This window comes from Aldersonia sp. NBC_00410 (assembly GCF_026342035.1).
Classification (GTDB): Bacteria; Actinomycetota; Actinomycetes; order Mycobacteriales; family Mycobacteriaceae; genus Aldersonia.
This window is the reverse complement of record NZ_JAPENM010000009.1, coordinates 249,332-274,193: the sequence shown is the minus strand read 5'-3', so window position 1 is coordinate 274,193 and position 24,862 is coordinate 249,332. Positions and strand designations below refer to the sequence as shown.

The following is a 24,862-nucleotide window of genomic DNA, read 5'->3' as shown; positions in this document are numbered from 1 at the left end:
TGCGGTATTGACGTCGATGATCTCTTGCCGGTCCGCATCGGTGGCGTTGCGAACCGCCGCAGTGAGTGAAGCCGTTTCGAGAGTCTCACGCACGAGGTACATTTCGGCGAGTTCGCTCGCGGTCAGTTGCGCGACCGCATAGCCACCGTTGTGCCGGTGGTCGACGAGGCCCTCACCGGCCAGCGTCTTGAGTGCCTCGCGCACCGGGATTCGGCTGACGCCGAACAGTTCCGCGACATCGCCGAGGGGAATCGGGGTGCCCGGTGGCACTTCGCCATCGAGCACCGCGCGCCGCAGTTCGTCGAGGATTTCCTGCTGGGTGGCGCCGAGCCGTCCCACGCGGAGCTTCGCAGGGAGCACGGAAGGTCGACGCGCGGCCATCCGGACCTCCTCCCGGTGCTGGCGAAGTTGAGGGAATGTCTACAACATCGACGTGACGAGGGCGTTACAGAGTGCTCCTACCGTCATGCCTGACCCGGCACTGCGCGCCGAGTCCCGCTGATGACATATCTCCTAACCGCCGAGATGTTTCACACGGGTGGTGGTGACGAGGAAGGTGACGGCGACGAACTGGGCGACGGTGACCGTCGTGATCAGTGCGGCGATTGAATTCTCGTACAAATAGCCGGTGAGGGCTCCACCGGCCGCGGTGGCGCAACCGAGCACGGCGGCGAAGAGTCCGTACGCGGTCGCGCGGCGATCGGGGGGCACCAGGTCGGCGACCACGGCACGTAGGGTCGATTCCTGAACACCGACCGCCGCGCCCCAGAGCAAAGCACCGATGACAACCCACCCGACGCTCGTGGTGAACGAAAGGACGGGGATGGCGATCGCAAGGACGGGTAGCACAATCAGCACCCGCGGCCCGGTCCGGTCGTAGGCCCAGCCGGTGGCCAGCGCGGCAGCGGCATCGGCGAGCATCACCACGGCGTAGATCACCGGTACCCACGCGGTCGGGATCAGCCCGCTCACGACCATGTGGAATGACAGCACGCCGAAGGTGGCGAATCCGAGCATGGTGGCACTGGTGAAGACGGCGTAGATCCAGAACTCCCGCGGCATCGCGGCCCAGCCGCGGTGGGTCGTCGCGCGCCGGCCGCCCTCGCCGGGGGCCGAACTGCTCGCCGGATCGGGTTCGGGGGTCGGTTCGTAGATCGAGGGCTCGGGGACCCGCATTCGCAACCACAGCAACAGCGCGAGCACCGCGACGCCGGGTGCGGCAAGAACCCCCAGCGCAGGGCCATACTGCCCACCGGTGAGTGCCAACATGCCGGCCACCACCAGCGGACCGATCAGGGCGCCGATCTGGTCGAGCGCTTCGTGGACGGCGAAGCCGCGGCCCCGCCCGGTTGACGCCGCGGCAAAGGAGAGCAGCGTGTCCTTGGCCGGGCTACGGACTGCCTTGCCGACCCGCTCGGCGATCACCAACGCGCACGCCACCCACAGCGTCGCGGTCAGCCCGAGCAGCGGAACGGTGACCACCGTCAGGGCGTATCCGGCGATCGTCCACGCCCAGAATTTCCGGGTGCGGTCGGCGAGTGGACCCGAGACGAGCCGGAGCAGCAGTGCGGCGGCCTCGCCGATTCCGGTCACCACGCCGACGACGAGGGCAGTTGCGCCCAACGTGGCAAGCAGGGGACCGGTGACCGAGCGGGCGCCCTCGTAGACGACGTCGGCGAGCAGGCTGACCGTGCCGAACGCGACGATGAAACGCCACGGATTCATCACCGCGACAGGGTCTTTCGTGTTCATTGCCGGTGCGACGAGTCGGCCGACCGGGTGTCGCGAATCCGTTCCGGTCCCTCGACCATTCGTCTCCATCCTGCGTCCGGTGCGCTGATCAGTGGGCGATCGGCAGGTCAAACTTCATGGCCAGTGTTCATGCCATTGTGACCGGCGCGTGGGGCTGAGTCGCTCCTTCGGCGTGACCCGGATCGTCGGTATTACGGGGCACGGGGGAACCGAAGAGCCGGAGCGCCGTGGTGGTCACCATGACGACAGCTATGGCGAGAACGGTTCCGGCGAGCACGTCGGTAAGCCAATGCACACCGAGGTACAAGCGACTCGTCGCGACCAGCAGCCACATCGCTATCGCCGCCGTCGCCGCGACGACCCCGACCCATCGGTGCGTGATCGGTGCGACGACAAGGACGACCCCGAGTAGGGCGACGGTGCCGGTGACGTGTCCGGATGGAAAGGAGAAGTCGGTTTCGGTGACCAGATGGAGTTCGGCCGGCGGCCGCGCTCGCGCGACGACGATCTTGGTGAGGCTACTCGCCGCGCCGGCGAGGGCCACGGTTGCGACGATTGTGACCGCGGGCAGGACGCTGCGATGCCGATACCCGATGATCACCGCCGCCGCGATTGCAATCGCGGCGATGACAACTGGGCTGCCGAGGTCGGTCACCGCCCGCGCGGCGCTGGTGAGAGTCGGCGAGCGATGAGCGACGAACCAGTTCGTGACGCCCATATCGGCGGAGGTGAGCCACCCGCCCAGATGTACCTGCACGGCCAACGCGATGAACAGGGTGAGCATCCCGCCGATTTGCAGCGCCGCGTTGCGGGCTTCGACGGTGCGGTCCGGCTGCTGCCGCGACCGGGCGCTGTGGGCGAGCACCGTGCCCACGACGATTGCGCAAGAGCCGACCGCGATCGCCCAGATCGCGACTTCTGCGGTGGCGATTTCGGTGGTGATCTCGGTGAGCAGGGTGTGCTCGGAGTGCATAAGGGCCGACATGGCATCAGTGTCGACGGCGGTCGCTGTGAGATCGCTGAGGACGGTGTCCGATCCCGCGTCCGCCGCGGTCTAATGGGAGGCGATGCGGATTCTGTTGGTCGAGGACGAGGTCCGGTTCGCCCGGACGTTGCATCGGGCGCTGAGCAGCGAGGGCTTCGTCGTCGACGTCGCCCACGATGGCGCGGACGGGCTCGAGCTGGCGACGACCGGTGACTTCGACGTCGTGATTCTCGACATCATGCTGCCGGGTATGCACGGCTACCGCGTTGTGGAGGAATTGCGGGCACGCTCGATCTGGACGCCTGTGTTGATGTTGTCGGCGAAGGACGGCGACTACGACCAGGCCGATGCGTTCGACCTTGGCGCGGATGACTACCTGACCAAGCCGTTTTCTTTCGTAGTCCTACTTGCCCGGTTACGAGCGCTGGTGCGCCGTGGAGCGCCCGAGCGGCCCGCGATCCTGTCGGCCGGCTCGCTGACCCTCGATCCGGCACGACGCCGCGTCGCCCGGGGCGAGACGGCGTTGACGCTGACCCCACGGGAATACGGCGTCTTGGAGTACCTGATCCGGCACAAGGACGACGTCGTGACCAAGGCCGAGATCCTGCGGGCGGTGTGGGACAGCAATTACGAGGGCGACGACAATGTGGTCGAGGTCTATATCGGGTACCTGCGGCGCAAGATTGACGCACCGTTCGATACCGATAGCATCGACACCATCCGCGGCGTCGGGTACCGGCTGCGCTGCGACGGTTAGGATCCCAGCCCGTCAGTACTGCTCGGATCGGGCGGAGTGATCCTCGTCGCTGGGCAACTCGACGGTGAACTCGGCACCGCCGCCCGCGCGGTCGCCGATGGCCACGGTCCCGTGGTGGGCTCGCACGATTTCCGCGACGATCGCAAGCCCCAGACCGGTTCCGCCGGAGGCTCGTGTACGGGTGGGATCGAGGCGCTCGAACCGTTCGAAGATCCGGTCGCGGTCGGCGACCGGAATGCCAGGACCGTCGTCCGAGATTGTGATCCGGACACCTGGCTTTTTCAACTTGGAGTCGAATCCAACTGTAGTGCAGCTAAATTCGACGACCGACTGGGAATGCTGCCCGGCATTATCGGCGAGGTTGCGGACCAGCCGCGACAGGGCCGAGGCGTCGCCGCGAACTCGGCACGCGGTGATCCGGGTCGCGACGCCGATTCCCGCCGCGCGTAGCCGCTTCGCCTCGGCGAGCAGCAGATCGTCGATATCGACGTCGCCGCGGTGGGTCGCGAGTGCGTTCTCGTCGGAGCGCGCCAATACCAGCAGATCCTCGACCAGCCGAGTCATCCGACGCGCTTCGGGCAGCAATGAGTCGTCGACCATTGCGGTATCGATCAGGTCGGGTCGCCCGTGTGCGAGTTCGAGCGCGGTGGTGATCGTGCTCAACGGACTGCGCAACTCGTGCGAGGCGTCGCTGACGAATCGACGCTGGGCCCGCTGGCCGGCCTGCAATCGGTCCAGCATCTCGTTCATCGTGCTGGCCAGCTGCGCGACCTCGTCGCCGGTCGCGGGCACCGCGACGCGTCGGTCCAAGTCGCTGCTGCTGATCGAGGACACGCGTCGCCGCAGCGACTCCACCGGCCGCAATGCGACGCCGACCAGCAGGTAGGTGCCGATCACAGTGAGCACGACCACCAGCGGTGCGCCCGCGAGCAGCAACGCACCGATCCTGCGCACCGTGGTCTCGATCGGCTCCCGGTCGGCCCCGACAATGATCGTCACCGGTTCGCCCGCGGCGACGGCGCCTCGTCCGATCAGCGAAAGGTCGAAGCTCTCGTCCTTGGCTTCCGCGCGCCCGAGGCCGACCTGCTGGCCCACCGGAACCACCTGACGCGACAGTGTCGCCGCGGGTGCCCCGTTCGAAGCGGCGACCACTCGGCCGTCGGAATCAATGAGTTGGATCGCGCCGATCTGAGCGTCCGTGGCCAATAGCGCCGGGTCCAGTTGCTCGACGCCGTCTCGGCCGGCCTCGTCGGCGATCTGTGCCGCGCGGGCCGCGGCGCCGGACTCGGCGGTTCGCGTCAGCGACCGGTTCAGCACGATCAACAACACTCCAACCGCGACCACCAGGCAAACCGAGACCACGACGGCGGCCGCAACCGCCGCCCTGGTCCGCACGCTCCATCGCCCGGGCGCCCATCGTTGCCAACGCACGAGGCCCAGTCTGGCCGCTACCCCCCGTCGATGTCGCCCGGACCGTCGGGCACGTCACCGGGTTCCGGCAGATCCACGCCCTGGTCGGGGGTATCCCCGGGCTCGGGTTGGTCGACGACCTGTCCGGGCGGCGACGCCTGCTCCGACCCGGGATGCGCCGCGGCGACCCCGCCGGCCGCACCCAACGCCACCGCGGCCGCTGCCGCGGCCAGTGCGATCTTCCGACGTCCGTCCATCACAAACACCTTCCCTTGCTTCTGCCATTCGGCTGTTCCGACTGTGCCACCGCGTCCCTGTGGAACCGCTGAGAGTCTGCGCTCTCAGCGTTTCCACAGCGCCGCGCTGCGAGAGTGTCCGGCATGACGATGACGACCCGGCAAATGGCCAGCAAGGTTCCCGAAGTCACGATCTTCTTCTGGATCATCAAAGTGCTGTCGACGACCGTGGGGGAATCGGCCGCGGACACACTCAATGCCGACTTCGGTCTCGGACTGACCGGCACCACCCTGGTGATGACCGCGGTGCTGGTCCTCGTCGCGATCCTGCAGTTCCGGGCCGACCGGTATGTCCCCTGGATCTACTGGCTGCTGGTCGTCCTGGTCAGCATTGTCGGCACCCTGATTACCGACATCCTCACAGACAATCTCGGGGTGCCGCTCGAGGTGACGACCGTGGTATTCGTGGTCGCATTGGGCGCCACCTTCGCGGTCTGGCGCGCCATGGAGGGGACGCTGTCGATCCGCAGCATCACCACTACCCGGCGTGAGGCGTTCTACTGGCTGGTCGTGCTGTTCACCTTCGCGCTCGGCACCGCCGCCGGCGACCTGGTCGCCGAGCAGTTCGGTCTCGGCTACCTGGCCACGGCCCTGATCGTGGGTGCGATCATCGCGGCCATCGCCGCGCTGCACTACGGCGTCGGACTCGACGGCGTCCTCACGTTCTGGCTGGTGTACATCCTCACCCGGCCGCTTGGCGCTTCACTTGGTGATCTGCTGTCGCAGGACCGCGACGCCGGCGGGCTGGGACTTGGCGCGACGGCGACCACCGCCCTGTTCACCGCCGTCATCGTCGCCCTGGTCGGCTACGTCACATACACCGGAGTGGATCGAATCGCATTGGTGGACAAAGTAGTTGGAGACGAGGCCGACGCGCTCGGCTAAACTCGACGGGGCCGTCATTGACGGTCCATACCCTTCTCAGGGCTGGCCGACGCGGTCGCCGAGTGTGAGCGCGGTGGTGCTGAACCGATGCGCGGTAACCCGTTCGGAGACTTAGCGCCACCCGTTGCCGTTGCCGGTCCCGCCGCCTCGGGCCGGTGCGGCGAGTCCGGCGACGATCGAGGCCATCCGGTCGAGCTGGTCGTGCGCGGCCTGGTTGTCCTCGTCGACCAGCCAGCGCAGCACGAGTCCGTCGAGCATCGCGAGGGACAGCCTGCTGAGCGAGGCGAGCGGCAACGTCCATTCGGTGTCGGTCGCCATCCGCAGCTTTTCCAGCAGGTCGGCCATGGTGTCGTCGTTGAACTCGTACTGTTCGCGCGCGATCCGGAGCTTGCCCGGAGTCTGTCCGCCCTCGCGCAGCGCGTAGGTCGTCGTCTCGTAGGTGAGCAGCTGCCGATCCCGCGAGGCTTCGACGTCGTGCCACAGCGCAGCGAGCGCGATCCGAAGCAGATCCTCGAGTGCGCCGACACCGGTGACCCCGGCGCGCAACTCGGTGGCCTGATCCGCCGAGTCGCGCAGTTCCATCGACAGCGCTTTGACCAGCTCGGTCATCATCGCGTCTTTGTTCTCGAAGCAGTAGTGCACGACGCCGAGCGACACCCCCGCCGCGCGTGCCACATCGCGCGTCGTCACGGCCGAGACGCCTTTGCTCTCGGCGAGTCCGATGGCGGCGCCGATCAACTGCGCCCGTCTCTGTTCGACACTGAGTCGCGTGGACACTATGTGAAGTCGCCCTTCCCCTGACCGGTGCGCCTGTTGTGCGCCCCGAACCGATACACACCGAATCCCAGGTTACGGCTGTTGCAGGTGCGTCGTGCCGTCTTCGGTCACCCACCACGGGACTCGTGCCGTGCCGGTGACCGCGCCGGTGAGCTTCACCGTGAGTTCGGCGTGCACCACCAGTGGCCCGGTATCGGGTCGCAGCGCCAGCGTCGCACGGACCAGCACACCGAGCGGATCATCCTCCCATGACGTCACGCGGCCGGTGCTGGTCACCGTTGCGTGCACCGCCTCGGAGGCCAGCCGGACATCGAGGAGGGCCGCGAGGTCCGCGGCACCGGCGAGGTCGCCGACGACGAGGCGATCGGCCGGAATCGCCGCGGCCAACCAGGGCCGATCGAGGACGAGCGCGTCGTCCGGGGCGATCAGGGCCCCGGACACCGCCCTTATCTGCTGCGGCAACGGGATCTCGCTCGGTTCGACGAGCCCATGCGCCAGCCCCTCGGCCAGGCGGCGGTGGGTGTCTGCGACGGTCGCCGGCGTCGGCCGGCGGTCCGGATCGGACAGCCGTTGCGCCAGCACCACGATCAGGTCGCCGTTCAGCGAATCGGGGTCGGCGAGCGATGCGGCGAATGCGTCCGCGTCGGGATGGTCGAGCGGGTCGAGCAGCCCGGCGAAGGCCGTTGCACCGGGGGCGAGCAGCATGCCGAGCAACTGCCCATGCACGCAGGCGTGCCGACGCAACCACCACGCCGTGTATCCGTTGCGGTCGCCGAGCAACCCTTGGATGCGCGGATCGTGGGCGAGCAATTCCAGCGCCGCAGGCCAGGCGTGCGCGGCGACGAGTTCGAGATCGCGCACGGCGACCAACTCCGCGGGATCCTCGGGAAGCCAATCCCACCAAGCGGATTCGTCATCCAGATCGTGATCCGGCCCGGTCGGATCGGACTCGCGCAGGACACCGAAGCTCCACACCGCGCCGATCGCGCGCAGCACGTCGACGCCGAAGCGCGCCACGACGGCCGGGTCGATCGTGCCGAACGGCGCATCGTCGTCGAGCAGGCCCGCCAGCGGCGCCCTCGGCAGCAGCAGTTCGTCCACCGGTCGCAGCTCGCCGTCCGCGTCGGGCAGCGGGAGCAGCCCGAGCCACGACGGAAGTTGCCCCGGATCGGCGACATCGGCGGCCAGCGCGAGCACCGCATCGGCGAGATCTCCATCGCTGCGCCCGTCGAGGTCGCCGTCGGTGTCGGGATCCGCTGTGGCTTCCAGTTCGGACCGTAGCGCCGGATCCCGCAGCAGGTCCAGCGCGGTGACCGACTGCGCGCCGAGCCGGCCGAGTAGCGGATGTGCAGCGACGGGATGGACCAGCCGCGCCCAATGCACCGGCAGTTCGGCGGCACCGGCGAGCTCACCCACCATCGTGGTGCGCGGCCCGGTCACCAATCGGCCGTCGGCCAGCGGCACCGGCAGGGCACCGAGTTCTTCGCCGGCGAGCCGGTCGACGAGCAGCGGTTCGAGCGCCGCGTACAACCGATGCCACCACGCCGGCGGGCGGTCCAGCCCGCTCAGTGCCTCGGTGACGTCGGCCAGACCGAGGGGACGGACCCCCAGATCGGACAGCACCGCGACCCGGCTCGAGTCGGACAGTTCGGGGATCACCAGCGCGGGAACCGCTTCGGCGAGCAATTCGGCCAGCTCGGGGGTGAGTCCGGGCAGCACGGCGGCGGTCGGCGGACGCACACCGCCGTGGTTGCCGACCACCGGCAGCCAGGTCCTGGCCCGCAGCTCCGCGCGCAGGGCGTCGCGCAGCAGCCGATCCGCCTCGCTGCGGGCAAATGTCGCGCGCGGCACGAGCAGCAGGCGCAGCGGCGGGGGCAGGGCGCGGGCGAACTTCGCATACCCCTTCGCCAGCGCTGCGATGTCCGCACCGGGCAGCAGTCGTCGGCGATCGGGCTGCATCTCGACGTCGGCGACCACCAGCGCAGGCAACGACAGTTCCTCGTCGGAACGGGTGGGGGCGCGCAGCACGTCGTTGCCCGCCGGGATCGGCCGGCCGTCCTCGACGGGCAGCAGCCAGCGGGCCCGGTCGGTGGCGAACTGCCACCAGCTGCGCACCCCGATGGACACCAGCGCGACACCGTGCGACATCCGCTTCACCGTTCGGCGCAGCTCGGTGTCGCCGACCTTGATGATTTCCAGTGCGGGCAGCTCGAGCAGCAGGTCGGTGGCCTCGTCGATGATCGACCCGAGCAGTTCCCGCGCGTCGACCCCGGCACGGAGGTGCAGCACGACCTCGGTGTCCGCGCCGGTGCGCGGACGCTTCTTGGCCGGCCACGGCAGCCGCAGTGTGGGCGGATCGACCGGTGCCGCGATGCCGCGTTCGGCTACCGCGGCGCGCGTGCGCTCGGCGGAGAACAGCACCGAACCCGAGGTGGAGCGGATTTCGATCTCGTCGCTGATCGCGCGGACCGAGGTGAACCCGACCCCGAACCGGCCGACGGTCGGCCCCGGCGTCGGCCGAGCCTCCTTGTCCGAGGCGCGCAGCGCGGCTAGGGCCTGCACCCCCGCGGTGTCGAGCGGAGCGCCGGTGTTCGCGATGTGCAGTTCGCGGTCGGTGGCCCACACCGTGATGCTGCACAACGGCAGGGAGCGCGCAGCGCGACCGGTCGCGGCGGCGGCTTTGGCCGCGGCGTCGGCGGCGTTTTGTGCGAGTTCGGTGAAGACACGGTCCCGGTACCCGGCGCGAACCAGGTCGGCTTCGGCCGCGGCGTCTTCGCGCAGGCGCGTAGGCGAGGACTCCCAAGCGACGAGGACGGACTCGCGCAGCGCCGCTGTGCCGAACGGGTCCGCTAGGGCGATGATGCCGGGTCCTGGTCGGCGGGCGGCGCGGTGGTCTCCGCGGACTGTGCTGCCTGTCCGGCATCCGTGCCCGACGCCGCGGCAGCTTCGCTGCGTGGCGGCGCGAGGGTGACCACCTCGACGGCGGCATCGTCGAAGGCGGCGTAGGCCGGCGAACCGGCGCCGGTCGGCAGTGCGGTGTCCGAATGTGCGCCGCAACCGAACTCGGTGTGCACCACCCGGCCGTCCATCGCGAATTCGTTTCCGCAGACGCCGAACGCGTTGTGCAGCGAGCCGGCGAGCGGCAGGTAGAAGCCGCACAGCCCGCATACCGATACGGCGGCCTTGGCCATCTCCGTGTCCGGGCCGTAGTCGCCGTCGTGCCAGCGCTGGGCGGCGTCGACGCGGCCGTCGAGACTCATCACCTGCTTGCGGCCGAGCCCGATCTCGACGGCGACCTCGTCGATCTCGGGGTCCCCGTTGGCGACAAATCCCGGCACCAACCGCTCATCGTGAGCCGTGGGCGCGAGCAGATCGCCAGGTCCGAGATCGCCGGGGCGGATGCGCTGATCCCATGGCACCCACTCGGGCGCGATCAGGGCATCGGGTCCGGGCAGCAGGACCGACTCGCTGACCGTGACCTCGTCGGCTGCCGGCGCAGCGGCCAGCACGACCGCCCACTGCCAGCCACGGTAGCCGGGCATCGTCGCGGCGAATCGATGAGTCGCGGCGGTCTCATCCTCGGTGGAAACACCGAGGTAGTCGCCTATCGACGTCTCGCCAAGGTCGAGCAGCGCCGACCGTGCGAGGTCGACCGCCTCGGCCAAGATCGGGCGGGGGGCGGGCAAGGTCTGCGTGGTACCGGCGCTCACGTTCTCCATTTTGCCGTATAGCCCGGACAGTGCAGCGGTGCGGCTGCCATGCTGGGCCGCATGCATGCCCGTCGCGCCTTTTTGGTGACCCTCGTCGGAGCGAGTTTGGCGTGGGGTTGCTCCGATCCTGCGGCCACTCCCGCACCGGCGCCGACCCCCGCACACGCACCGATGCAGGTCGAAGTGGTGGCCACGCGGCCGCATGATCCCAAGGCGTTCACCGAGGGCTTCGAGGTTGCCGGCGAGACGTTGCTGGAGGGCACCGGGATGGTCGGCACGTCGTGGGTGAGCGCGACCGACCTCGGCACCGGCGCCGAGCAGCGCCGCGCGGATCTGCCCGCGCCGATGTTCGGGGAGGGCATCACCTCGACCGGCGCCGGCATCTGGCAGGTGACCTGGAAGGACCATGTCGCGATCGAGCGGGATCCGGTCACGCTCGCCGAACGTCGACGCGTCGGCTACGACGGCGAGGGGTGGGGGTTGTGCACCCAGCGCACCGGGGACCAGCGGCTGATCGTGATGAGCAACGGGACTCGTCGCCTCACCTTCCGCGACCCGGCGACATTCGCTCCGGTGCGCACCGTCGACCTGGTCGGTTACGGCGACGTCCCGATCAACGAACTCGAGTGCGCAGAGGACGGCACCATCTACGCCAACCTCTGGCAGACCGACACGATTCTGCGGATCGACCCGGACACCGGCACCGCGCTGGCCGTGATCGATGCCGGTGCGCTGCGCCGCGCGCTGCCCTCGCAGGCCGGGATCGACGTGCTCAACGGCATTGCGCAGCTGCCCGGTACGGATCGTTTCCTGCTGACCGGTAAGTACTGGCCGACGACCTTCGAGGTTCGCTTCGTGCCGTGACGTGCCGCATGCGCAGGCATTGTGGTCCTTTGTCGGTGAAGTGGGACAGAATTGTTCCGTGATGGAGTCCCGCGAGCCGAATGCCCCGCACGACCGTGGGGCACGCGCGTCTCGGTCGTCGGGCGGCCCCGACCGGGACGGAAATCGTCAGGCGGCACAGCACCCGGGGTTCGACAATTACCCGCCGCCGCAGGGGTCGGCGCGCCGCCCGCCACTGCCACCGCTGCCGCCGTTGAATCCGCCGCGCCAGGAACCACAAGATCCGCAGGCATCGCCGGATCAGGACGCCGAGCCGCGCCCATCCGGTGTCCGTACGCCACGCAAGCTGACCGTCACCCGGGTGGCCGCAATGCGCAGTCGCGAGCTGACCGGACGCGGGATCGCGACCTTCCAGCGCGCGGCCAAGGCCGACGGCGCGGACAAGTCCGGACTGACCGCGCTCACCTACGCCACGATGGCCAATTTCGCCACCGATGCGGCGGTCGCCGTCGCGCTCGCGAACACGCTGTTCTTCTCCGCGGCCACCGCCGAGAGCAAGATGAACGTCGCGCTCTATCTGCTCATCACGATCGCCCCGTTCGCGTTGATCGCCCCGCTCATCGGGCCGATGCTGGACCGGTTGCAGCGCGGTCGGCGCGTCGCGCTCGCCGCGTCGTTCGCCGCCCGCGGTGTGCTCGCGGTGCTGCTGATCTTCAACTTCGACACCTGGGCCTTGTATCCGATCGCTCTTGTCATGCTGGTACTGAGCAAATCCTTCGCAGTGCTCAAGAGTGCGGTCACCCCACGCGTGCTGCCGCCCGAAATCGACCTCGTCCGCACCAATTCGCGGCTTACGGTGTTCGGCCTGCTCGGCGGGACGATCGGGGCGGGCGCGATCGCCGCCGGCGTGGCGTGGGCAGCGGGTTCGATCGGCGCGCTCTGGTTCACCGCGGTGCTCGCCGCGGGCGGCGCCTACCTGAGCCTGCGCATCCCGTCCTGGGTCGAGGTCACCGAGGGCGAGGTGCCGACGACGCTCAGCTATCACGGCGTGGACGCCGCGACGGAGGTGATCGGCCGAGACCGCGCGGCGGCGGTGAAACCGAGCAAGCGACGTCAGCCGCTTGGCCGGACCGTGGTGACCGGGCTGTGGGGTAACAGCACGATCCGCGTCCTGACCGGCTTCATCACCCTCTATATCGCGTTCGTGGCGAAGTCCCGCACCGAACATGATCCGCTGCAGCAGGCGTTGATGCTCGGTCTGGTCGGTGTTGCCGCGGCCCTGGGCAACTTCGCCGGCAATGCGACGGGCGCGCGGCTGCAACTTGGTAGACCCACGCTGATTGTGCTGCGCTGCGCGATCGCGGTGACGGTCGTGTCGATCGGGGCGGCGTTCGCGGACAGCTTGTGGATGGCGGCGCTGGCCACCCTGGTGGGCGCGTGTGCGAGTGCGCTGGCCAAGGTGTCGTTGGACGCGTCGATCCAACAGGACCTGCCGGAGGAGTCGGTCGCGTCCGCGTTCGGCAGGTCGGAGACCGTACTGCAGCTGAGTTGGGTGATCGGTGGTGCCTTCGGTGTGATGCTGCCGACCGAGTTCTGGATAGGGTTCACCGTGATCTCGCTCGTGCTCGTGCTCGGGCTGGCGCAGACCGTCATGAGTTACCGGGGTCGCTCGTTGCTGCCCGGGCTCGGCGGCAACCGCCCGGTGCACGCCGACCAGGAAGTGCCGGGCGGGAACCTGAGAATCCATCAGACGACAGGAAAATTCGCACCGTGAGCTTTGTTCGAACCCGTTCCGGCCGTGTCGTTCTCGGGCTCGCAGTGCTCGCGCTCGTCGTGGTGGTCGCCGCCGCTGTGTTCGTGGTGGTCGCGATCGGCAACACCGACGAGCGTCCCCCCGAGATCACCGCATACGCCTACGGCGAGACGACCACGGTGCCGCCGCGCGAGTACTGCTCGTTCGACCTGCAGGAGTGCACGCATGGCGAGATCGCGGAGCTCGACGTGCCCGCCGGCCAGCCGCTGCAGCTGTCGCTGCCCAAGGACATCGCGACCGCGCCGTGGCGAATGGTGATGGTCTACGAAACCCCGGACGGTGACCTGGAGCAGCAGGTACGCAACTACCAGTCCGGCGAGACCGATGCGGTCACCGTCGTGTCCGACCACAGCCCGGCTTGGCAGCTCAACGGTGTCGAGATTCAGCTGCCGTCGGCGGTCATCGACGAGAACGGCCTCCCGTTTGCGCGCGCCGTTTGGGCAATCAAGACGGCGTGAGCAGGCGGACGCGGCGGTAAACGCGGCGGGCGGACGGCGCCGTCAGGAATCGAGTTCGCGAGCGACCGCGCGCAGCACCTCGGAGATCCGGGCCGAGGTCTTGCGTTCGGGGTACTTGCCCTTCTGCAGCATCGGCTGCACCTGGTCCTCGAGCAGCGTGAACATGTCCTGGATCATGCCGTGTAGCTCGTCGGGCGTGTGCTTGCGCTGCGGCGCCTCCTTGCGCACGCCTGCGCTCTGCCGAACGGAGGGCAGCGGGTCGAGCACCTTCAGTGACAACGCCTGCGGACCGCGCCGGCCCGCCGCCATGCCGAACTCGACACGCTGGCCGGGCTTGAGCGCCTCGATGCCCTGCGGCAGCGCTGACGAGCGCACGTAGACGTCTTCGCCTTCGTCCTGCGAGAGGAAGCCGAAGCCCTTCTCCACGTCGTACCACTTCACCTTGCCGGTTGGCACAGCGCTCACCCGTCCATTCGTCGTTGCACACAAGCAACGCGCCCCGCTCTGATCGGGACGCGCACTGCCGGAATTCTACCCCGCCCCGCTCTCGCCCGGACTAGTGGTTCTACCGTGGAAACGTGTCCGCCGCCGTCGATAAGCCCAATAATGCGCTGCTCCACGTCGCGCTCGCGCTGTTCGTCGTCGGGCTCGTCGCCATCGCGGCGATCTTCGTCGTTCCGGCCGTGAGCGAGCGCGAGCCGGGTTTGCCGCTGTACCTCATCGCGCTCGCCGCGCCGGCCGGCTTCCTGCTCGCGCTTGTTTTCACGCTGCGCTCGGGGCGTCGCGCCCGCCGCTGACAGTGCACCGAACACCCGTCCAGCTTCTGTGAGCTTCCTCACATAACGACGGGGTTACGGCGGGGCCTCGGAACGCTCTCGGCACGGACACGCCGTCACTAGCTGGGAATTGTGGAAAATCACGAAATCGCCCGGCAATTCCGCTCATTCGACACGAAGTTACCGAATGGTGATTTTTGGCGCCGATCGTCGTACGTTCTGATCGGTCGAAAACTCGGCCGCCGCCCGGCCCGCCACACGCTCAACCTCGCTCCGCGGGCCGCCGACCCAGACCGACCCGAATTTGGAGCGGGGGCGGGGGACCCACAGTCCCTCGAAGGGGCACCGGAAGAGCTCAGCGCAGCGCTTCCTCGGGGTGAAGTCGAGACCGTGCCGTACATGGCGGAATCGACCGGACTGCCTCTCGGTCCGAACCCGACAGCTGACCTCGCAGGCGTATGGAGGGGAAGAACTAATGAGCGGACGTCATCGCAAACCCACCAGTACCGGGCGGACTGTTGCCAAAGTCGCCGTGACCGGCGCCATCGTCGGCACCGCAGGCGTGGCATTCGCGGGCAACGCCAGCGCCGCACCGGATTCCGACTGGGACCGCCTCGCGCAGTGCGAGTCGGGCGGAAACTGGGGAATCAACACCGGTAACGGCTACCAGGGCGGATTGCAGTTCTCCCCGAGCACCTGGCACGCCAACGGCGGCGGCCAGTACGCGGGTGCGGCCAACCAGGCCAGCCGCGAAGAACAGATCGCCGTCGCCGAGAATGTGCTCGCCAGCCAGGGCTGGGGAGCGTGGCCGTCCTGCTCGTCGCACCTGGGCCTGGCCAGCGGTCCGGATCAGCGCAGTGTCCCGGCCGCGCCCAAGGTCCCGGCCGCGCCCGAGATCGTCGTACCGCCCGCCCCACCGATCGCGCCCGTCCTCGTGGACGGCACCGCGCAGGTCATCGACGTCGCCGATCACGCGCTCACCCTGGTACAGAAGGCGGGCGCCGTCGTGCCGAAGGAGGCGTTCGACCTGCTCGACGTCGCCAAGCAGTCCGGTGTGCAGCTCGATCCGGCCATCGTCGACTTCGTCCAGACGAACAAGGCACTGCTGCCGCAGTAGCTCCGAACACCGGGGCCCTCGAACTTTCGGCAGCCCTCGCAGTTGGAAAGGACCCCGCGCCGGGCAGGCGCGGGGTCCTTTTTGCTGGACGTGGGTGGACTATCGATTGATCACCGTATGCGGGTGCATGTACGGCAGTTCCTCGACGGGACGCGGGAACTCGATTTCCTCGCCGAACGGCGACAGACCGCCCGAACGGGTCGAGGAAAGCTCCGTTACGGCAATTTCGCCGTCCGCGAGCTTCGGCCACCCTGGATCGACATACGGCTTCTTCGATTTATTGACCACACGACCATTTTTACATCGACTCGCCTCGCGGTACAGCGCGGACCGCCTGTCTCTACGCTGAGAGGCGATGACAGCGATCCGTGGCGCCGAGAATTCCGACACCCAGGCACTTGCCGAGTGGCTCGGCGCGTGCTCCGACGAGCAGCTCGTGGAGTTGCTGCGGCTGCGCCCCGATCTCACCGTGCCGATCCCGCAATCGATGCTCGTGCTCGCCGGACGCGCCGAACAACGGGCGTCGGTGCTACGCAGTGCGGACGAGCTGAGCACCGTCGTGTTCGCGGTGATCGAGGCGTTGGTGCTCGAGCAGGCCCAGGACCGCCCGGTGCCGCTGGAGCGAATTCGAGATACGGTCGGGTCCCGGGCGAGTGTCAAGGTCGTCGATGGTGCGCTTGCCCAATTGCGTGCCCGTGCGCTGGTCTGGGGCGAACCCGATGCGCTGCGGCTGGCACCGATGATCTCGGACGCGGTGCCGTGGCCGATCGGCCGCACCATGGAACCGGTGGAAGTACTGACCGAGCGTGAGGTGTCCGTCGCGCTCGCGCAGCTGGGCTCGACCGAACGCGCCCTGCTGGACCGGCTGGCGACCACGTCGCCGATCGGGCGCACGCGCGACGCCGCACCGGGGACACCGAGCGATCGGCCGGTGCAACGCCTGCTCGGCACGGGTCTGTTGCGCTGGGTCGACGAGCAGACCGTGGAGCTGCCGCACGAGGTCGGGCAGGTGCTGCGCGGCGAGCCGGTCACCGATCCGGGCTCGATCGAACCGCCGAAGGTGGCGACGGTCGGGCACAAGGCCGCCGAGGTGAACGGCGCCGCCGCCGGCGAGGTTCTCGAGTTGCTGCGGCACTGCGCGGCGGTGATCGACGCGCTCGGCGACACGCCGGCCCCCGCCCTGCGCGCCGGCGGCATGGGGGTACGCGAGCTGCGCCGGATTGCCCGCAGCACCGGAATCGACGAGGAGCGGATGTCGCTGGTGGTGGAGGTACTGGCCGCGGCCGGGCTGATCGCGAGCGGCATGCCCGATCCCGACCCGGTGGTCGACGGTGCCGACGAATTCTGGGCGCCGACCACCGCGGTCGATGCCTGGCGCGAATTCCCCACCGCGCGGCGTTGGGCGGTGCTCGCGCACGCCTGGCTGACGCTGCCGCGGCGGCCCTGGCTGATCGGCATGCGGGATAGCAACGACAAGCCCATCGGTGCCCTGTCCGTCGAGGTGCGCAGCGCGACGGCGGCGCGGGACCGCAGGCTGGTGCTCGGCGTGCTGGAGGACCAGCGGACCGGCGATGCGCTCGACCCGGCCGACGTCGGTCGGCTACTGGCCTGGCGCCGGCCGCGGTGGGCGGCGCGGTTCGCCAAGGCGATGGTCACCGGCACGCTGCGAGAGGCGGCAGCGCTCGGCATCATCGGTCGCGGCGCGCTGAGTTCGCCTGGGCGGGCGTTGCTGCACGGCGGGGACGAGGAGGCGCAGATGCGCGCCGCGTTGCCCGCTCCGGTCGACCACGTGCTGGTGCAGGCCGACCTCACGGTTGTCGCGCCGGGACCGTTGGTGCCGGAGCTGGCGCGCTCGATTTCGCTGGTCGCGGATCTGGAGTCCGCGGGCGGTGCCGCGGTGTATCGGGTCGGCGACAGCAGCGTGCGGCGCGCGCTCGACGCGGGCATGACGGCCGCCGAGCTGCACGCCCTGTTCGCGACGCATTCGCGTACCCCGGTGCCGCAGTCGCTGACCTATCTGATCGACGATGTGGCCCGCAGGCACGGGCAGTTGCGCGCCGGTGTCGCCGCGTCGTTCGTACGCTGCGACGATGCGGCGCTGCTCGCCGAGGTCCTCGCGTCGCCCGTCGCCGAGGAGTTGGCCCTGCGCGGGCTCGCGCCGACCGTGGCAATCTCGCAGGCGCCGCTCGCCGATGTGCTCGCCCGGCTACGTGCGGCGGGATTCGCGCCTGCGGGGGAGAACGCGTCCGGTGCGATCGTCGACCTGCGTCCGCGCGGTGCGCGGATCGCGATGCGGCGCCCCCGCGCCCAGCTGCGCACGCCGCAGCCGCCGTCGGACGAACAGCTCGCCGGGCTGGTCCGTGAACTGCGCGCCGGCGACCGCGCCGAGAAGGTGCCGCGCAGCGGTGGCGTTCGCACCGACGGGTCCAGGGCAGGCGGCGCGGCCACGGTCGCCCTCCTGCAGCTCGCGGTGCGCGCGCGGCGCAGCGTCAGCATCGAGTACATCGACGCGCAGGGCAGCGCCACGAGGCGGATCGTGGAGCCGGTGAAGGTGGGCGGCGGGACACTCGATGCGCTCGATCCGACCAGCGGCGCGATCCGGCACTTCACGCTGCACCGCATCGCATCGGTGGCCTTCATCGAGTGACCAGCGGCCCGCCGGCACGTGTTCGCCATCACCCGGAACGGCAGATCATGGCAGCAATGCCCTCCGGTCTGGACAATGGGAAGGTCAGCCTTTTGCAGGCGGGCGGGAAGGGTGGAACCGTGACCGACGGACCGTTGATCGTCCAATCCGACAAGACACTGCTGCTCGAGGTGGACCACGCGCAGTCGAACGAGGCGCGGCAAGCCATCGCTCCGTTCGCCGAACTCGAACGCGCCCCCGAGCACGTGCACACCTACCGGGTCACGCCGCTGGCGTTGTGGAATGCCCGTGCCGCCGGGCACGACGCCGAGCAGGTCGTGGACGCGCTGGTCCGATTCTCTCGGTACGCCGTCCCGCAGCCGTTGCTCGTCGACATCGTGGAGACGATGGCGCGCTACGGCCGGCTGCAGTTGGTGAAGAACCCCGCGCACGGTCTCACCCTGGTCAGCTTGGACCGCGCGGTGCTCGAAGAGATATTGCGGCACAAGAAGATCAGCCCGATGATCGGTGCCCGGATCGACGACGACACCGTGATCGTGCACCCGAGCGAACGCGGCCGGCTCAAGCAGATGTTGCTCAAGGTGGGCTGGCCCGCCGAGGATCTGGCCGGGTACGTGGACGGCGAAGCGCACGAGATCGAGCTCGACTTCGCAACCAAGGAATGGCATCTGCGCGACTACCAGGAGATGGCCGCCGACTCGTTCTGGGCGGGCGGCTCGGGGGTGGTGGTGCTGCCGTGCGGTGCCGGTAAGACGATGGTCGGTGCCGCCGCGATGGCCAAGGCGAAGGCGACCACGCTGATCCTGGTCACCAACACGGTCGCCGGTCGGCAGTGGAAGCGCGAACTGATCGCCCGCACCTCGCTGACCGAGGAGGAGATCGGCGAGTATTCCGGCGAGAAGAAGGAGATCCGCCCGGTCACCATCGCGACCTATCAGGTGGTCACCCGGCGCACGAAGGGCGAGTACAAGCATCTCGAGTTGTTCGACTCGCGCGACTGGGGCCTGGTTATCTACGACGAGGTGCATCTGCTGCCCGCGCCGGTGTTCCGGATGACAGCCGACCTGCAGTCGCGTCGCCGTCTCGGGCTCACCGCCACGCTGGTGCGCGAGGACGGCCGCGAGGGCGACGTCTTCTCGCTGATCGGCCCCAAGCGCTACGACGCGCCGTGGAAGGACATCGAGGCGCAGGGCTGGATCGCGCCGGCCGAGTGCATCGAGGTGCGGGTCACGCTTACCGACGCGGAACGGATGAGCTACGCGACCGCGGAACCGGAGGAGCGCTACAAGTTGTGCTCCACCGTGCACACGAAGATCGCGGTGGTGAAGTCGATCCTGGCCAAGCACGCCGACGCCCCGACGCTGGTGATCGGCGCCTACCTCGACCAGCTCGACGAGCTCGGCGAAGCGCTGAATGCGCCGGTCATCCAGGGCTCGACCAGGACCAAGGAACGGGAGACATTGTTCGACGCCTTCCGGCAGGGCGAGATCCCGGTGCTGGTGGTCAGCAAGGTGGCGAACTTCTCCATCGACCTGCCCGAGGCGTCGGTCGCGGTGCAGGTATCGGGCACGTTCGGCTCCCGCCAGGAGGAGGCGCAGCGACTCGGCCGGCTGCTTCGACCCAAGCACGACGGTGGGCAGGCGCACTTCTATTCGGTCGTCGCGCGGGACACGCTCGACGCCGAGTACGCCGCGCACCGGCAGCGCTTTCTCGCCGAGCAGGGATACGCCTACCGCATCACCGACGCCGACGACCTGCTCGGACCGAGCATCGGCGAGTCCGGCCAGTAGCGGCCGATCGCCGATCAGTCCGCGAGATCGTCGACGCCGTCCTGCGCCTTCTGCACCCGGCGCGAGGCACGCTCGAGTTCGCGTTCGGATTTGCGGGCCGCTTCGCTCGCCGCGCGTTCGGTAGTGCGCGCGAACTGCCGCTGCTGCTCGGCGCGATCGAGTTCGTCGCGCAGCTCATCGATGCGCCGGTCGATGTCGTCCACATCGTCGCGGGCCCGGTCCGCAGCGGTCCTGGCCGCGGCGAGATCGGCCTGGGCCTCCTGTAGTGCCTGCTTCGCCGCTGTCAGATCGCGTTCGGCCGCTTCGCGTTTCGCGGAACGGTCCGCTTTGGTGCGGCGCGGGGTGGTGCGTTTCGTGGTCGTCTCGACGGCGGTCTGCTCGTCGGTGTCCGACCGTGCTTCGGTCGGCACCGCACTCAGTCCGGCGGGTCCGAAACCGGAGTAGCTGACGGCTGATTCGAGGGTGCCCGCGCGCACCAGGTTGGCGACGGCCGGGTCGGCGAGCGCGGCGTGCAGGGTCTGGCCCACCTCGCGCAGCGCGCCTTCGCCGAGTTCGTGGTCGCGTTCGGCGGCGAGCTCGCCCGCTTTCCCGGCGATCGCACGCACCACCTGCTGGCGTTGGCCGGTCAGTTTGCGCAGGTCCGCACCGGAGAGGTGGCGCTGCGCGTCCCGCAGCGCATCACCGAGCTGCAGCAGCCCGGCCACCTCCTCGGGCAGCTCGCGGGCCAGCGTGTTCACCGCCCAGGCCACCACGGTGGGTTTGCGCAGCCTGCCGATCTCGGTGGCCAGCGTCTTCTCGCCGGCCGCCTTGGCCTCCTTCACCCGGGCGGTCCGCACCGCCACGAACTCGCTGGGATCCAGCGAGTACAGCTCGTCGGTCACATCGGCGAGGTCCACGTATCGAATCCTGACATCAACGGGTGACGCGCACGTCCCGGACTCGCTCAGATGCCGCTCGGCCAGTCGGCCACCGGCCCGGGCGGATCGCTGTGCAGCCGTCCGGCGATCCAGCAGTCGCGCAGGGTGCCGCGCTGCACCGCGCCCGAGCGAAGCGTGCCCTCGAATCGGAAGCCCGTCCGGCGCGCCACCGCCGCGGAGTCGTGGTTGCCGACGAATGCACGCCACTCCACCCGCTGCAGGCCCATCCCGGCCGGTGCGGCGACGCCGGGCCCGGCCGGGCGCAGTGCGAACGCGCACACCTGCTGCACCGCAGTGGACATCAGCCCGCGGCCGCGGTGGCTCGAGGCCAGCCAGAACCCGATCTCGGCGGAGAACTCCGCGCTCTCGATCAGCCCCACCATGCCGACCAACGGTGCCGCGGGCGCGGGACGGACCGCCCACGTCGGACTCTGCCCGGCCCAACCGGACACGACGAAGCCGTCGACGAACTCCTCGGCGTCGGCGCGCCGATACGGCACCGGCATGCTGGTCCACTCGCCGATCGAGGGGTCCCGGCACACCTCGGCAATAACATCGATATCGGCCGGAATGGGCGGATCGAGCCACACCGTCGCATCGGTCAGCGTCTGCGGCCGCATCGGGTCATGCTAACCAGGACGGGGCTCAGCGCAGCGCCGGAACGACCTCACGCTCGAACAATTCGATCCCGGAGCGGTCGTAGGCCGCTTCCGGGAAGTAGCAGATCGCGTAGCCGAGGCCCCGGTCGCGGAGCTTGGTGAGGTTCTCCACGACCTGCTCCGGGGTGCCCACCCCGGGCATGCCGCGGAACGCGCTCAGCGACGCCTCGGCCCGTTCCGCGCCGACGAAGCGGGTGAGCCGGGCTTTGAGCTGTTCGAGCCGGTCGGTGACCTCGGCCTCGGTGGCGCCGATCGCGATGTTGTAGTTCGCGGACCGGACGATCGCGTCGAAATCGGTGCCGACGTCGGAGCAGTGCTTGCGCAGCACCTCGGACTTGTGCGCGAAACCGTCCGGGGTGCCGTCGAAGTTGGTGTAGTCGGCGTAGCGTGCGGCGATCTTCAGCGTCACCTGCTCGCCACCGCCGGCGATCCACAGCGGAATACCGCCCTGCTGCAACGGTTTCGGCGCGACGATCGCGTCGTCCACCTGATAGTGCCGCCCGGCCAGCGTGGCCCGGCCGTGCGTCCACGCCTGCCGGAAGATCTGCACGCCCTCGTCGAGGCGGCGCAGTCGTTCACCGGCGGACGGGAATCCGTAGCCGTAGGCGCGCCATTCGTGCTCGTACCAGCCGCCGCCGATCCCCATTTCGATCCGGCCGCCGGAGATGATGTCCGCGGTCGCGGCGACCTTGGCCAGGTAGGCGGGGTTGCGGTAGCTCATCGCGGTGCACATCTGCCCGAGCCGGATGCGGTCGGTCACCGCGGCGAAGGCCGACATCAGCGACCACGCCTCGTGTGTCGCTTCGTCGGTGGGCGCGGGCACGGTGTGGAAGTGGTCGTAGACCCACACCGACTCCCAGGTCTGCCCCTCGTCGGCGCGCCGGGCGAGATCGCGCATCACCGCCCACTGTTGTGCCGGATCGATATCGACCAGATCCAGCCGCCAGCCTTGTGGAACGAACATCCCGAATCGCATGCTCGAAAGCGTAGTGAACGGCGGACGGGGAGCGGCAAAACCGCAGGAAGCGACCGAGGTCACAGATCGCGGGATACGGCGAAAAGCGCTCGAGGCCACGCAGTAGCCTGAAGGTCATGACTGCTCCGACGCCGACCATTCCTGCCGATCTCAAGCCAGCCGATGGGCGTTTCGGTTGCGGACCCTCCAAGGTTCGCCCTGCCCAGTTGCAGTCGCTGGTCGATGTCGGCGCCTCGGTCTTCGGCACCAGCCATCGGCAGAAGCCGGTCAAGGATGTCGTCGCGCGGGTTCGCGCCGGGCTGCGCGAGTTGTTCTCGCTGCCCGAGGGCTACGAGGTGGTGCTCGGCAACGGTGGCACGACGGCGTTCTGGGATGCCGCGGCGTTCGGGCTGGTGCGAGAGCGCTCGCAGCACTTCACCTATGGCGAGTTCAGCGCCAAGTTCGCCACGGTCACCAAGAAGAACCCGTTCATCGGCGATCCGATCGTGCTCTCCGCCGAGCCGGGCACCGCGCCCGAACTGACCGCCGATCCGGCGGCCGACCTGATCGGCTGGGCGCACAACGAGACCTCCACCGGTGTCGCGGTTCCGGTGCGCCGCCTCGCCGGCTCGGAGAACGCGCTGATAGCGATCGACGCCACCTCGGGTGCGGGCGGTCTGCCGGTCGATATCGCCGACGCCGACGTGTACTATTTCGCCCCGCAGAAATGTTTCGCCGCGGACGGCGGGCTGTGGATCGCGCTGCTGAGCCCGGCTGCGCTGGCTCGGGTGCAGGAGATCGCCGGCACCGGGCGCTTCGCTCCCGAGTCGCTGTCGCTGCCGATCGCGATCGACAACAGCGGCAAGGACCAGACTTACAACACCCCCGCGCTGGCCACGCTGCTGCTGTTCGCCGACCAGATCGAGTGGCTCAACGGCAATGGTGGCCTGGACTGGGCCGTCAAGCGCACCGCCGACTCGTCGTCGCGGCTCTACAGCTGGGCGGACTCGCGCGACTTCGCGACACCGTTCGTCACCGACCCGGCGAACCGTTCGCAGGTGGTCGGCACGATCGATTTCGCCGATGAGGTGGATGCCGCCGCGGTCGCGAAGATCCTGCGCGCCAATGGCATCGTCGATACCGAGCCGTACCGCAAGCTGGGCCGAAATCAGCTGCGTATCGGCATGTTTCCGGCGATCGAGCCGGACGATGTCAGCGCGCTGACGGCCTGCATCGACTGGGTCGTCGGCCGGCTGTAGGCACTGCGAAATCTCGCAGGATATCCACCGATCGCCCGGTATTGCCGGTATTCGGGTTGCGCGTGTCTCCCACAGGGGAGGTCACGGGTGCATTACTGTCGTGCCACGGGCGGTTGTCGCGAGCCGACGTGATGAGGAGGTCAAGGTGCGGGAACTTCGAGTGATCGGCCTGGCGAGCGACGGCAAGCACATCATTTGCGCGGACAACCAGTCCGGGCACAAGTATCGGCTGCCCATCGACGAGAAGCTGCGCGCTGCGTCGCGCGGAGACATTGCCCGCTTCGGCCAGATTGAGATCGAGATGGAAAGCACCTTGCGACCCAAGGACATTCAGGCACGGATCCGCTCCGGCGCATCGATCGAAGAGGTTGTTGCCGAATCCGGAATGCCGGCCACCCGAGTCGAGCGCTTCGCCTATCCGGTGCTGCTGGAACGCTCGCGCGCCGCGGAACTCGCCCAGAAGGGCCATCCGGTGCGTGCGAATGGCCCAGCGGTTGAACCGCTTTCGGAGATCGTCGCGGCCGTGTTCCGGGAGCGTGGACACGATTTCGAGCAGGCCGAGTGGGATGCCTGGAAGGACGAGGACGGGCACTGGGTGGCCCAATTGCGTTGGCAGGCCGGACGCAGCGTCATCACGGCGCACTGGCGTTTCCAGCTCGACGCGCACGGTGGCACGGTCACCGCCCTCGACGATCCGGCTCGTGACCTGATCGATCCCGATTTTGCGCGCCCGCTGCGCGGCCTGGCCGCGGTCACCCACGTCGCCGAGCAGGACGTGCTCGAACCGGTGATCGTCGAAGCCGAGATCGAGGTCCACGTCGAGGCACACGAGACCGTCACCGTCGAGGCAGAGCACGTGCCCGAACCTGAGCCGGAACCGATTCCAGAGCCGGAACCGGTCGAGCAGCCGGTGGCCGAGCGCCCGGGCAAGGCGGCGCCGAACCAGGCGCCCACCCGGAACAAGAAGGGCAAGCCGGCGATGCCGTCCTGGGAGGACGTGCTGCTCGGCGTGCGCAGTTCGGGTACCGGCCGCTAGATCGCTGCAGTTTCAGGGGT

General features: G+C 68.9%; 24 protein-coding genes and 1 riboswitch. Of the genes, 11 read left to right on the top strand and 13 right to left on the bottom strand.

Annotated features, from left to right (window positions below; genetic code table 11):
- The 3 genes from OG921_RS21370 to OG921_RS21360 all read right to left on the bottom strand — a co-directional run.
- On the bottom strand, positions 1 to 381 hold a 381-nt coding region (locus OG921_RS21370; RefSeq protein WP_266114528.1), incomplete at its 3' end, for a GntR family transcriptional regulator.
- Positions 382 to 513: 132 nt separating this feature from the next.
- The gene (locus OG921_RS21365; RefSeq protein WP_266114527.1) at positions 514 to 1,752 is read right to left on the bottom strand and encodes an MFS transporter; all 1,239 of its coding nucleotides are present in this window, start codon (positions 1,750 to 1,752) and stop codon (positions 514 to 516) included.
- Positions 1,753 to 1,879: 127 nt separating this feature from the next.
- A complete protein-coding gene (locus OG921_RS21360) occupies positions 1,880 to 2,737 on the bottom strand; it encodes a phosphatase PAP2 family protein (RefSeq protein ID WP_266114526.1) in 858 nt (285 codons plus the stop codon).
- An 82-nt stretch (positions 2,738 to 2,819) separates the two neighbouring features.
- On the opposite strand from OG921_RS21360, the gene OG921_RS21355 reads away from it, so the two are divergent.
- A complete protein-coding gene (locus OG921_RS21355; RefSeq protein WP_266114525.1) occupies positions 2,820 to 3,494 on the top strand; it encodes a response regulator transcription factor in 675 nt (224 codons plus the stop codon).
- Between the two features lie 12 nt (positions 3,495 to 3,506).
- On the opposite strand, the gene OG921_RS21350 is transcribed toward OG921_RS21355, so the two are convergent.
- Positions 3,507 to 4,925: a cell wall metabolism sensor histidine kinase WalK gene (locus tag OG921_RS21350; RefSeq protein WP_266114524.1), complete on the bottom strand. Its 1,419-nt coding sequence runs from the start codon at positions 4,923 to 4,925 to the stop codon at positions 3,507 to 3,509.
- A 17-nt stretch (positions 4,926 to 4,942) separates the two neighbouring features.
- A complete protein-coding gene (locus OG921_RS21345) occupies positions 4,943 to 5,161 on the bottom strand; it encodes a hypothetical protein (RefSeq protein ID WP_266114523.1) in 219 nt (72 codons plus the stop codon).
- 123 nt (positions 5,162 to 5,284) lie between these two features.
- On the opposite strand from OG921_RS21345, the gene OG921_RS21340 reads away from it, so the two are divergent.
- Positions 5,285 to 6,085, top strand: coding sequence for a hypothetical protein (locus OG921_RS21340; RefSeq protein WP_266114522.1), 801 nt, complete (start codon positions 5,285 to 5,287; stop codon positions 6,083 to 6,085).
- Between the two features lie 111 nt (positions 6,086 to 6,196).
- On the opposite strand, the gene OG921_RS21335 is transcribed toward OG921_RS21340, so the two are convergent.
- The 3 genes from OG921_RS21335 to OG921_RS21325 form a co-directional block, all read right to left on the bottom strand.
- Positions 6,197 to 6,862, bottom strand: coding sequence for a TetR/AcrR family transcriptional regulator (locus tag OG921_RS21335; protein ID WP_266114521.1), 666 nt, complete (start codon positions 6,860 to 6,862; stop codon positions 6,197 to 6,199).
- A 72-nt stretch (positions 6,863 to 6,934) separates the two neighbouring features.
- Complete coding sequence (locus tag OG921_RS21330) at positions 6,935 to 9,721, bottom strand: sacsin N-terminal ATP-binding-like domain-containing protein (protein WP_266114550.1); 2,787 nt, start codon at positions 9,719 to 9,721, stop codon at positions 6,935 to 6,937.
- Positions 9,712 to 10,581: a DUF3027 domain-containing protein gene (locus tag OG921_RS21325; protein ID WP_266114549.1), complete on the bottom strand. Its 870-nt coding sequence runs from the start codon at positions 10,579 to 10,581 to the stop codon at positions 9,712 to 9,714. The genes OG921_RS21330 and OG921_RS21325 overlap by 10 nt, the downstream gene beginning before the upstream one ends.
- Positions 10,582 to 10,632: 51 nt before the next feature.
- On the opposite strand from OG921_RS21325, the gene OG921_RS21320 reads away from it, so the two are divergent.
- From OG921_RS21320 to OG921_RS21310, 3 genes are all read left to right on the top strand, one after another.
- Positions 10,633 to 11,436, top strand: coding sequence for a glutaminyl-peptide cyclotransferase (locus tag OG921_RS21320; RefSeq protein ID WP_266114520.1), 804 nt, complete (start codon positions 10,633 to 10,635; stop codon positions 11,434 to 11,436).
- A 61-nt stretch (positions 11,437 to 11,497) separates the two neighbouring features.
- Positions 11,498 to 13,189, top strand: a complete 1,692-nt coding sequence (locus tag OG921_RS21315) for an MFS transporter (protein ID WP_266114548.1) — start codon at positions 11,498 to 11,500, stop codon at positions 13,187 to 13,189.
- Complete coding sequence (locus OG921_RS21310) at positions 13,186 to 13,686, top strand: DUF2771 domain-containing protein (protein ID WP_266114519.1); 501 nt, start codon at positions 13,186 to 13,188, stop codon at positions 13,684 to 13,686. Before OG921_RS21315 ends, OG921_RS21310 begins: the two co-directional genes overlap by 4 nt.
- A 42-nt stretch (positions 13,687 to 13,728) precedes the next feature.
- On the opposite strand, the gene OG921_RS21305 is transcribed toward OG921_RS21310, so the two are convergent.
- Positions 13,729 to 14,142 (bottom strand): cold-shock protein, encoded by a 414-nt coding sequence (locus tag OG921_RS21305; protein ID WP_266114547.1) that lies wholly within the window; start codon positions 14,140 to 14,142, stop codon positions 13,729 to 13,731.
- Between the two features lie 122 nt (positions 14,143 to 14,264).
- Here OG921_RS21305 and OG921_RS21300 point away from each other — a divergent pair, with 122 nt between their 5' ends.
- Together OG921_RS21300 and OG921_RS21295 are read left to right on the top strand one after the other, a co-directional pair.
- The gene (locus OG921_RS21300; protein ID WP_266114518.1) at positions 14,265 to 14,483 is read left to right on the top strand and encodes a hypothetical protein; all 219 of its coding nucleotides are present in this window, start codon (positions 14,265 to 14,267) and stop codon (positions 14,481 to 14,483) included.
- 265 nt (positions 14,484 to 14,748) lie between these two features.
- Positions 14,749 to 14,933, top strand: a riboswitch (cyclic di-AMP (ydaO/yuaA leader).
- A 4-nt stretch (positions 14,934 to 14,937) separates the two neighbouring features.
- Positions 14,938 to 15,579: a transglycosylase family protein gene (locus OG921_RS21295; RefSeq protein WP_266114517.1), complete on the top strand. Its 642-nt coding sequence runs from the start codon at positions 14,938 to 14,940 to the stop codon at positions 15,577 to 15,579.
- 99 nt (positions 15,580 to 15,678) lie between these two features.
- Here OG921_RS21295 and OG921_RS21290 read toward each other — a convergent pair whose 3' ends face one another.
- Positions 15,679 to 15,867: a hypothetical protein gene (locus OG921_RS21290; protein WP_266114516.1), complete on the bottom strand. Its 189-nt coding sequence runs from the start codon at positions 15,865 to 15,867 to the stop codon at positions 15,679 to 15,681.
- Between the two features lie 67 nt (positions 15,868 to 15,934).
- Between OG921_RS21290 and OG921_RS21285 the strand changes: the two genes are divergently transcribed.
- The gene (locus OG921_RS21285) at positions 15,935 to 18,226 is read left to right on the top strand and encodes a helicase-associated domain-containing protein (RefSeq protein WP_266114515.1); all 2,292 of its coding nucleotides are present in this window, start codon (positions 15,935 to 15,937) and stop codon (positions 18,224 to 18,226) included.
- Between the two features lie 119 nt (positions 18,227 to 18,345).
- On the top strand, positions 18,346 to 20,016 hold the full coding sequence (locus OG921_RS21280; RefSeq protein WP_266114546.1) for a DNA repair helicase XPB: 1,671 nt from the start codon (positions 18,346 to 18,348) through the stop codon (positions 20,014 to 20,016).
- Between the two features lie 14 nt (positions 20,017 to 20,030).
- Here OG921_RS21280 and OG921_RS21275 read toward each other — a convergent pair whose 3' ends face one another.
- The 3 genes from OG921_RS21275 to OG921_RS21265 are packed head-to-tail and all read right to left on the bottom strand — an operon-like array spanning position 20,031 to position 22,568.
- Positions 20,031 to 20,912 carry a hypothetical protein gene (locus OG921_RS21275; RefSeq protein ID WP_266114514.1) on the bottom strand — a complete coding sequence of 294 codons (882 nt, stop codon included), beginning with the start codon at positions 20,910 to 20,912 and terminating at the stop codon, positions 20,031 to 20,033.
- A gap of 47 nt (positions 20,913 to 20,959) precedes the next feature.
- Complete coding sequence (locus OG921_RS21270; RefSeq protein ID WP_266114513.1) at positions 20,960 to 21,553, bottom strand: GNAT family N-acetyltransferase; 594 nt, start codon at positions 21,551 to 21,553, stop codon at positions 20,960 to 20,962.
- 25 nt (positions 21,554 to 21,578) lie between these two features.
- Positions 21,579 to 22,568, bottom strand: a complete 990-nt coding sequence (locus OG921_RS21265; RefSeq protein ID WP_266114512.1) for an LLM class F420-dependent oxidoreductase — start codon at positions 22,566 to 22,568, stop codon at positions 21,579 to 21,581.
- A 116-nt stretch (positions 22,569 to 22,684) separates the two neighbouring features.
- Between OG921_RS21265 and serC the strand changes: the two genes are divergently transcribed.
- Positions 22,685 to 23,806: a phosphoserine transaminase gene (serC, locus tag OG921_RS21260; protein ID WP_266114511.1), complete on the top strand. Its 1,122-nt coding sequence runs from the start codon at positions 22,685 to 22,687 to the stop codon at positions 23,804 to 23,806.
- A gap of 145 nt (positions 23,807 to 23,951) precedes the next feature.
- Positions 23,952 to 24,842, top strand: coding sequence for a septation protein SepH (gene sepH / locus OG921_RS21255; RefSeq protein WP_266114510.1), 891 nt, complete (start codon positions 23,952 to 23,954; stop codon positions 24,840 to 24,842).
- The last annotated feature ends 20 nt before the right edge of the window (positions 24,843 to 24,862 follow it).